Origin of the sequence: Streptomyces niveus (assembly GCF_001723055.1) — a bacterium.
In the GTDB taxonomy this organism is placed as follows: Bacteria; Actinomycetota; Actinomycetes; order Streptomycetales; family Streptomycetaceae; genus Streptomyces; species Streptomyces niveus.
Genome location: NZ_MDCR01000255.1, coordinates 1 through 7,616 on the forward strand (window position 1 = coordinate 1; position 7,616 = coordinate 7,616).

6 protein-coding genes are annotated in these 7,616 nt (G+C 73.6%); 3 read left to right on the forward strand and 3 right to left on the reverse strand.

From position 1 onward, the window contains the following. The coding region (locus tag BHU15_RS26315) for a hypothetical protein (protein ID WP_218028080.1) at positions 1 to 754 on the reverse strand (754 nt) is incomplete at its 3' end. A gap of 184 nt (positions 755 to 938) precedes the next feature. On the opposite strand from BHU15_RS26315, the gene BHU15_RS26320 reads away from it, so the two are divergent. From BHU15_RS26320 to BHU15_RS26330, 3 genes are all read left to right on the forward strand, one after another. After that, positions 939 to 3,278 carry a sensor histidine kinase gene (locus BHU15_RS26320; protein ID WP_069629451.1) on the forward strand — a complete coding sequence of 780 codons (2,340 nt, stop codon included), beginning with the start codon at positions 939 to 941 and terminating at the stop codon, positions 3,276 to 3,278. Beyond that, positions 3,275 to 3,952 carry a response regulator gene (locus tag BHU15_RS26325; RefSeq protein WP_069629452.1) on the forward strand — a complete coding sequence of 226 codons (678 nt, stop codon included), beginning with the start codon at positions 3,275 to 3,277 and terminating at the stop codon, positions 3,950 to 3,952. Before BHU15_RS26320 ends, BHU15_RS26325 begins: the two co-directional genes overlap by 4 nt. A 62-nt stretch (positions 3,953 to 4,014) precedes the next feature. Further along, positions 4,015 to 4,323, forward strand: coding sequence for an SCO4225 family membrane protein (locus tag BHU15_RS26330; protein WP_069629454.1), 309 nt, complete (start codon positions 4,015 to 4,017; stop codon positions 4,321 to 4,323). A gap of 45 nt (positions 4,324 to 4,368) precedes the next feature. Here the strand turns inward: BHU15_RS26330 and BHU15_RS26335 are convergent, their stop codons facing one another. Next, complete coding sequence (locus tag BHU15_RS26335) at positions 4,369 to 6,462, reverse strand: serine/threonine-protein kinase (RefSeq protein ID WP_069629453.1); 2,094 nt, start codon at positions 6,460 to 6,462, stop codon at positions 4,369 to 4,371. A 50-nt stretch (positions 6,463 to 6,512) separates the two neighbouring features. Continuing rightward, a partial coding sequence (locus BHU15_RS26340; RefSeq protein ID WP_171908451.1) for an outer membrane protein assembly factor BamB family protein occupies positions 6,513 to 7,616 on the reverse strand: 1,104 nt, incomplete at its 5' end.

Genomic DNA, 7,616 nt, shown 5'->3' on the forward strand with positions numbered 1-7,616 from the left:
CCGTGGGGGACGGGGTGGTGGGGAGTTCGAGCAGCGGGACGCTGGGGGAACGTTTCTTCAGGTAGTTCTCGATGGCGGGGTAGAGGAGGCGGCCGATCTCCGCCGCTCCCACCACGCCGGCGCCCGAGCTCTGGAGCGGCGAGTACTTCAGTCCGGCTCCCGCTGCCAGCATGGCGGCGCCGACCGCGTGGCCCAGGAGGCCCTTGTCGTCCTTGGCGTCGACGAGGAAGCCCAGCGCCGCGCTGCCGAACGCCACCGAACCGGCCGCGGGGCTCCCCGTGCCGCCGACGACGGCGAAGGCGCCCTGCTCGACCATGTCGATCAGTGTTCTCTTCCACTCCGCCTTGCCCTGGTGGTACTGCATTCCCGCGGCGGCGAGGTGTGCGAAGGAGTTGAGGGCCGGGCCGCCGGTCTTCAGGCCGCGGTCGTCGACCGCGAATCCGGCCGCCCACAGGGCTGTGCCGATGACGTTGACCGCGGGTTCCACGGCTGCCCCGCGTTCCTTGTAGCCGTCCTTCACCGCCTTTCCCGCCTGGCGCGCCGAGAGCGCGACCAGGCCGATCGCGCGCGGAGTGCTGTGCTGCATCCCGTACGCGGTGGCGGTCAGACCCATGGCGACGGTGAGGGCGCCCATCTCGAACGTCTCCAGGCGTGTCTCCAGCTTGGTCGGAGGTGTCTCATCGGTGCTCGGCGCGAGGGAGCCGCCCTCCTCGGCGCTTCGCAGAGCCTGGTCCCGCTCAGTCGTGTCGGTCATGAGAGCACCTTCCGCTTCGATCACGTACGAGTCCCACTGGTCACCGCCACAACGCACGCGGGACACCATGAGTTCACCTCGTGGGGCGGAGTTCCTTCCCCTGTCTGCAACCCAGGTAAGAGAGCCGATTCCGCCTTCAGCGGGAGTTGGGGGGCTCGGGCCGGGCCATAGCCTGGATCTCGTTATGAATCGATCCGACGACCGGCTGATTCCGGTCCTGCTGATATGTGCCCAGGCCGCGGTGTGGCCCGGGGCCGTCCTCCTGCGCGGTGATGCGCCGCGGTCGGTCGATCTTCTGGTGGTGGCCCTGGTCGCCGGGCTGGTCGGGGCCGGGCTGGCGCTGCGGCGGGCCCGGCCGGTCGGGGTTCTCGTGCTGGTCGCGCTCGTCTGCGCGCTGGGCGCAGGGCCGACGCCCGCCGGGGCCGTCGCCGTGCTGGGGACGGCCGGGGTCGCGCTCGCCCTGTTCACCGTCGCGACCGACCGCGACACCTTCACCGCCGTGCTCTGCGTCGTGGCGCTCGCCGCCTGGCAGTCGCTGCACGGCCTCAGCCTGCACGGGCTCAGCGACCGCGACGGGCTCGACGTCGTCCTGACCGTTCTGCTGTACGTCGCCGCCTGCGGCGCCGGGCTGCTGGTACGGCGGCGGCGACGCGCACGGCGGACGGCCGAACGGGTCCTGAAGCGGGCCGAGGCCGAGCGCCACCGGCTGCCGGCCGTCGAGCGGCGCCGGATGGAGCGGGAACTGCACGACGTCAGCGCCCACCATCTGACGGCCGTGGTCGTCACCGCCGGAGCGGCGCTCGGGCTCCGGGAGCGGCGGCCCGAACTGGCCGACGAGGCACTGGAGTTCGCGGCCGAGACCGGCCGCGAGGTCACCCGGGCGCTCGGCGCCGTACGGGCGCCCGCACCCTCGCGGGAGGACGTGCCGTCGCCGGAGGAACGGCTGAGGGAGCTGGTCGTCGGGTTCCGCAGGCTGGACCAGCGGGTGGACTGCGAGATCGACCCGCTGCCGGACGGCGCCGTCGCGGACGCGGCGTACGGGATCGTCCGTGAGGCGCTGACCAACGTCGCCCGGCACGCGGCCGGTGCGCACACGACGGTGCTCTGCCGGTACGGCGACACCCGTACCGATGTCGTGGTCACGAGCGCCGCCCCGCCGAAGGGCGCGGTCGCGCACGGCGCCGGCCTCGGCTCGGGGCGCGGCCAGGGCTTTCTGCGGTCCCGGGCCCGGGAGGCGGGCGGCACGCTGTCCAGCGGGCCGACGCCGGAGGGCGGTTGGGAGGTACGCGCGGTCCTGCCCGGCCGTACCGCCGCTCCCGTCGAGCGGTCCGTCACCCGCGGCTACCGCTCGGCGCAGGTGGTGGCCGCCGTCGGTCTCTGTCTTCAGCCGCTGCTCCCGACGCTGGTCATCCGGTCGGAGAGCGCGGCGGCGTCGACCGGGTCGCAGGTGTCCGCGGGAGTGCTGTTCGCGCTGCTGGCGGCGGCGCAGGGGCTCGCGCTGCTCCGGCTGCGCCGGGCGCCGCGCGTCGCCCTCGGTGTCCTGTGCGCCCTGGCCCCGCTCTGGCCGGTGGCGATGGCGGCGGGTCAGTACGCGGGTCCGGTGCTCCTGCCGCCCGCGCTGAGCATGATCGTCACGTGTGCGGCGCTCGCGGTGGACGCCTCCCGTGCCCGTACGGAAGGCCGTCGGTGGGGTTACGCCGTCGCCGCCGTCGCCGTGCACGCGGTCGCCGTCACCGCCGCCGTCCTGGACCGGGGCACGACCGTGCCCGGCTGGGCCGTCGCCGGGTGCGCGGTCGCCGGGGCGTCCCTGGCGGTCGGCGCGGCCCTGTGGGGCGGCGCCCTGCGCGGGCGGCGCGACCAGGCCGCCCGGGGTGACCAGGAGGAACGCCTCGCCGCCTGGACCGGGGAGGCCGTCCGGGACGCGTGGGCCGAGCGCCGCCGGATCGCCGCCGGTCTGGAGACCACCGTGCTCTCGCGCACCGCCGACATGGTCACGGAGGCGGAGGCGGGCCGGCTCGACGCCACCGCCGACCGGGCCCGCGAGGCCCTGGCCGCGATGCGCGCCCTGCTCGACACGGTCCGGCAGGGCGAGACGGGGCCCGAACTGCGCCCGCAGCCCACCCTCCAGGCCCTCGATCTGCTCGCCCACCAGTGCCGGGCGACCGGCCGTGACGTGGAGATACGGTTGACCGACCGCGTACCGGAGAGGCTGCCCACCACGGTGGACCTGACCGCCTACCACGTCGCCGAGACGGTCCTTTCGGCCGGCGGCGAGGAGCCCGCGATGCTTGAACTCGACCTCGAACGGGGCGCGGGCGGGAATACGCTGACGCTCGCGGCCACCGGGGTGCCCCGCGCCGCCCGGCCTGTTGTACGGGAGCGGCTGGCGGCCCGGGTCGCCGCGCTCGGGGGCACCCTGGCCACCGACCCGCCGGGCCCGGTACGCCTCCGGCTGCCACTCGCGCCGGACGGACCGGCCACTCCCGCCGTAGCGGTCGAGGACGATGCGCAGGGGGAGCGATGAGCCTCAGAGTGCTGGTCGTGGACGACCAGGGCGTCGTACGGGCGGGCTTCGCCGCCGTGATCGACGCCGAGGACGACATGACGGTCGTCGGCGAGGGCGCCGACGGGGCCACCGCCGTACGTCTCGCCGAAGAGCTGGCACCCGATCTGATCGTCATGGACGTCCGGATGCCCGGACTCGACGGCATCGCCGCCACCCGGATCATCACCGCCCGGCCGGACGCGCCCCGCGTCCTGGTCCTGACCACCTTCGACCTCGACGCGTACGTCTTCGACGCGCTGCGCGCCGGCGCCTCCGGCTTCCTCCTGAAGGACGTACAGCCCGCCGAACTGCTCAGCGGCATCCGGGTGGTGGCCGCCGGCGAGAGCGTCCTCGCGCCGTCCGCGACCCGTCGGCTGATCGGCCACTACGCGTCCGGAGCGGGCGCCGGGATCCAGGCGGGCGTCGGTGTGCGTGAGCTGGACGGCCTGACCGGGCGTGAGCGGTTCGTCCTCACCCTGGTCGCGGCCGGACTCAACAACATGGAGATCGCCGCCGAACTCGGCATCACCGTCGGCACCGTCAAGTCTCATGTGAACGCGCTGCTGCGCAAACTCGAACTCCGCGACCGGGTACAGGCCACGATCCTCGCGTACGACCTCGGCCTCGCCCGCCCGAACCCGCCCGGCGCGTGAGCGGCGTGACCGGTCCGAACCACCTGAGCCGCCCGACCTCAACCATCAAGGAGCGCCCCGCCGTGTCCACTTCCCTTGCCCATCGGCTGCGCCACGCGCTCAGCGACGTCTTCGCCCTCGGCTACCTCGCCGTCTGCGCCGCCCTCATGATCTGGGCGCTCGTGGTGACCGTCACCGACGACACCGGTGAGTCCATGGCGGGCGTCATCCCCGCGCTCGCCACCGCCCCGTTCAGCCTGGTGATGCTCGCGCTGCCGGACAGCACCCTGGCGATCGTCGCCTCCGTCGTGTTCGGGGCGCTCGTCAACGCCACCGTCATCGGTCTGTGCGCCCGAGCCCTGCGCCGTGGCAACCGGCCTGATCCGGCCTGATCCGGCCTGATCCGGCCCGATCCGGTCTGATCCGCACGAGACCGGCTAGAACACCGGCAGGGCGGTGAGCGTCGTGCCGTCCAGCACGAACACGCGGTTCGCGTCGGCCTCCAGCCAGTAGGCGTCCGGGTTCCTGATGATCCGGAACACCCACGACGGCCGCCCCTGCGAGGACAGGTCGACGACGTTGACGCCGCCCTGCGTCTTGTCGACGGCCACCGACCAGAAGCCGCCCCCCTGCACGACGAGCGGGCTGGGCGGGTCGCATTCGAGCAGGCCCGAGTACGCCCAGTCGCTCGGCTTTCCGTCCCGCAGGTCGTAACGGAGCGGGAACTGGAGCACGGAGGCGTACACGTGCTTGCCGTGAATGGTCGGCGGGCCCCAGAACACCTCGGATTTGTCCGGGGGTTCGGGATTCTTCGCGGCCCAGAGCCGCCGGCCGCCGGTGAGGTCGACGGCGGACAGGCGCTTGCCCGTCACGCACAAGATGCGTCCCGACAGGGCGAGTTTGGCCCGGCCCCGCGCGGACTGGCCGCGCAGTTCCCACACCGTACGGCCGTTGCTCGCGTCGACGGCGACGACGCCGCCGTCCGCCGTGGCGACGACCAGCACACCGTGCGCCGCCAGTCCGCGTGACGCGGCCTTCGTACCGAGGTCCGCGTCGACCCGGGCCGTCCAGCGGATCTTGGCGTCGCCGCGGCCCACGGCCCGCAGGCGACCGTCCTCGGTGATCAGATAGACCGCCTCGTCGTCCGCCGCGAGGAGCGAGGCCGCTTCGGCGGGCGCCGTCCACTTGGGGGCGCCGGTGGACGCGACGAACGTCAGCAGGCCGCCACTTGCGTCGACGGCCGCCACCAACTCGTCGGAGAGCGACAGATACCGCCGCTCCGCCACCGCCTCCGGCGCCGACCAGCGCGGTGAGCCGTCCACGACGTCGCGCGCCGCGATGCCGCCCTTGGCCGCGCCGACGACGATCACGTCGCGTACGGGGAGGGGCGCCGGTGTGTCCTTGGCGAGCGCCGATGTGACGCTCCAGAGCGGATCGGGGGCCTCGCCGAGTACGTAGTCGCCCTTCTTCGCGTCCAGGACCCGGGCCTTGGGGGTCGCCACGGCCGGCGGGATGTCGAAGGGCCCGTCCGCCCGCCGGTTCCACCACGCGGCGCCGCCGCCGACGGCGAGTACGGACCCGCCGATCGCGACGCCCGTGAGCAGCCGTCGGCGGGAGAGGGAGCGCGGCCCGGCCGGCTCGCCCGGCAGGGTCGTCAGCCGGTGCAGGTGGTGCTCGCGGGTCGAGATCTCCTGGGCGATCGGGCCGCCGCGCCAGGCCCGTTCGGCGCCCCGGGGCGGGTCGAAGGCCCGCGCCAGCTGCTCCGGTACGGGGCGCGCCGCCGGGTCCTTGGCCAGGCAGGGGCCGATCAGCGGCTGGAGCGACGGCGGTACGCGGTCCAGCCGGGGCGCGCCGTGCACGACCTCGTACTGCACGGCCGCGACATGCGCTCCCTCGTACGCGCGCTGCCGGCTCGCCGCGTACACCAGGACGGCCCCCAGCGAGAAGACGTCGGCGAGCGGGCCGACGCGCTGCCCGAGGACCTGCTCGGGCGCGCCGTAGCCGGGGGTGACCGGGACCTGGCCGGTGGTGGTGAGCGTGAGGCCGTGTTCGGGGCGGGCGATGCCGAAGTCGATGACGCGCGGGCCCGACGCGGTGAGCACGATGTTCGCGGGCTTGAGGTCCCGGTGCACGAGGCCCGCGGCGTGGATGTCGCGCAGCGCGACGGCCAGTGCCGTGGCGAGGGCCCGTACCGTCGGTTCGTCGAGCGGGCCGTGGTCGCGTACGGCGTCGTCCAGCGTCGGCCCGGTCAGGAACTCGCTGGCTATCCAGGGGCGCCCGCCCTCCGTCCTGGCGTCCAGCACCCGGGCCACGGAGGCGCCGGTGACGGCGCGGGCCATCTGCGCCTCGCGCACGAACCGTTGGGTCAGATTCTGATCGTGCGCCAGATGCGGGTGGAGCACCTTCACGGCGGCCGGGCGGCCCTCGGCGTCCTGGCCGACGTAGACCTTGCCCATGCCTCCTTCGCCCAGCACCGCGAGGACGCGGTAGGGACCCAGTCGGATCGGGTCTCCGGATTCCAGGGGCTTCATGCCGGTGCCGCTTTCTGTGGGCTTGCTGCTTGACGCTTGCTGTCCGCCGCTCACGCGAGTGGGTACGCGGCGGTGTACGAGTCACCCACGGCGATCAGCCGCCGGGCGGATTCATGCGCGAAGTACCGCGCCCCGGACGCCTTGAACGGGCGGGCCGCGGCGCCGGTGCGCAGGTCCGCGGCCACCAGCCCCGTGGCGGCCTTGCTGTACACGTACGCGATGCCGATCACAGGCGGCGCATCGAGATCGCCGGCCGTGACCGCGCGCCTCTTCTCCGCCCAGCGCGGCGTGCCGTCGGCTGCGTCGAGCGCGACCATGCCGCGGCCCTCCTCCACCGCGTACACCACACCGTCCTTGACGGCGGGCGGCCCGAAGCGCGCCCCCGGCGCGCTGCCCTCGAAGCGCCAGGCTTCCTTGCCGTCGGCCAGGCGGAGGGCGGCCAGTTCACCCGACGAGGGGTAGACATGCTTGGCGTCGACCGCCAAATGGGCCTGGCCGAAGAGTGGTTGGTCGTTGTCGAGCGGCCGGTCCCAGAGGGCTTCCCCCGTCGTCGCGTCGTGTACGACGAGGCGCGGCTCGCCGTCCGCCGACTGCTGGACGAGTACCAGATACTCACCCTCGACACGGCCGGAAAGGAAGTGCAGCCGCTCGGACTTGTCGGGCCTGGCGGGCAGCGGGACCTGCCAGAGCTTCCTGCCGGAACGGATGTCGGCGCCCAGCAGGAACCAGGTCTGCTGAGCGCTGAAGCCGGACTTCGGGTGAGGTCCCCGGCCGCCGGTGAGATAGACGGTGTCGTCGGTGGCGCAGAGCAGTTGGGTGCCGTCGAGGATCGCTCGCAGGTCCTTGAACTCGGCGACCCGATCGCCGATCGTCCCCGTCGCCGCGTCGACCGTGGCGACGGTGAGCGGCTCGTTCTCGTCGAGGGTGTAATCGGCGGCGTAGATCCGCTTGCCGTCGGTGGCCGTCCGGCGCATGAAGTACACGTCGGGGTCGTCCCACCTGGGCTCGCCCGTCCGCGGATCCAGGGCCTGCACGCCGTACTCCCCGACGATGACCAGCCCCTCCAGGACGAGCGGCTGAGGAAGGATCCTCGCGTTGTCGTAGCTGGTCCTCACCTGCCAGAACAGATCCCACTTGGGCGCCTGGGCCTGGCT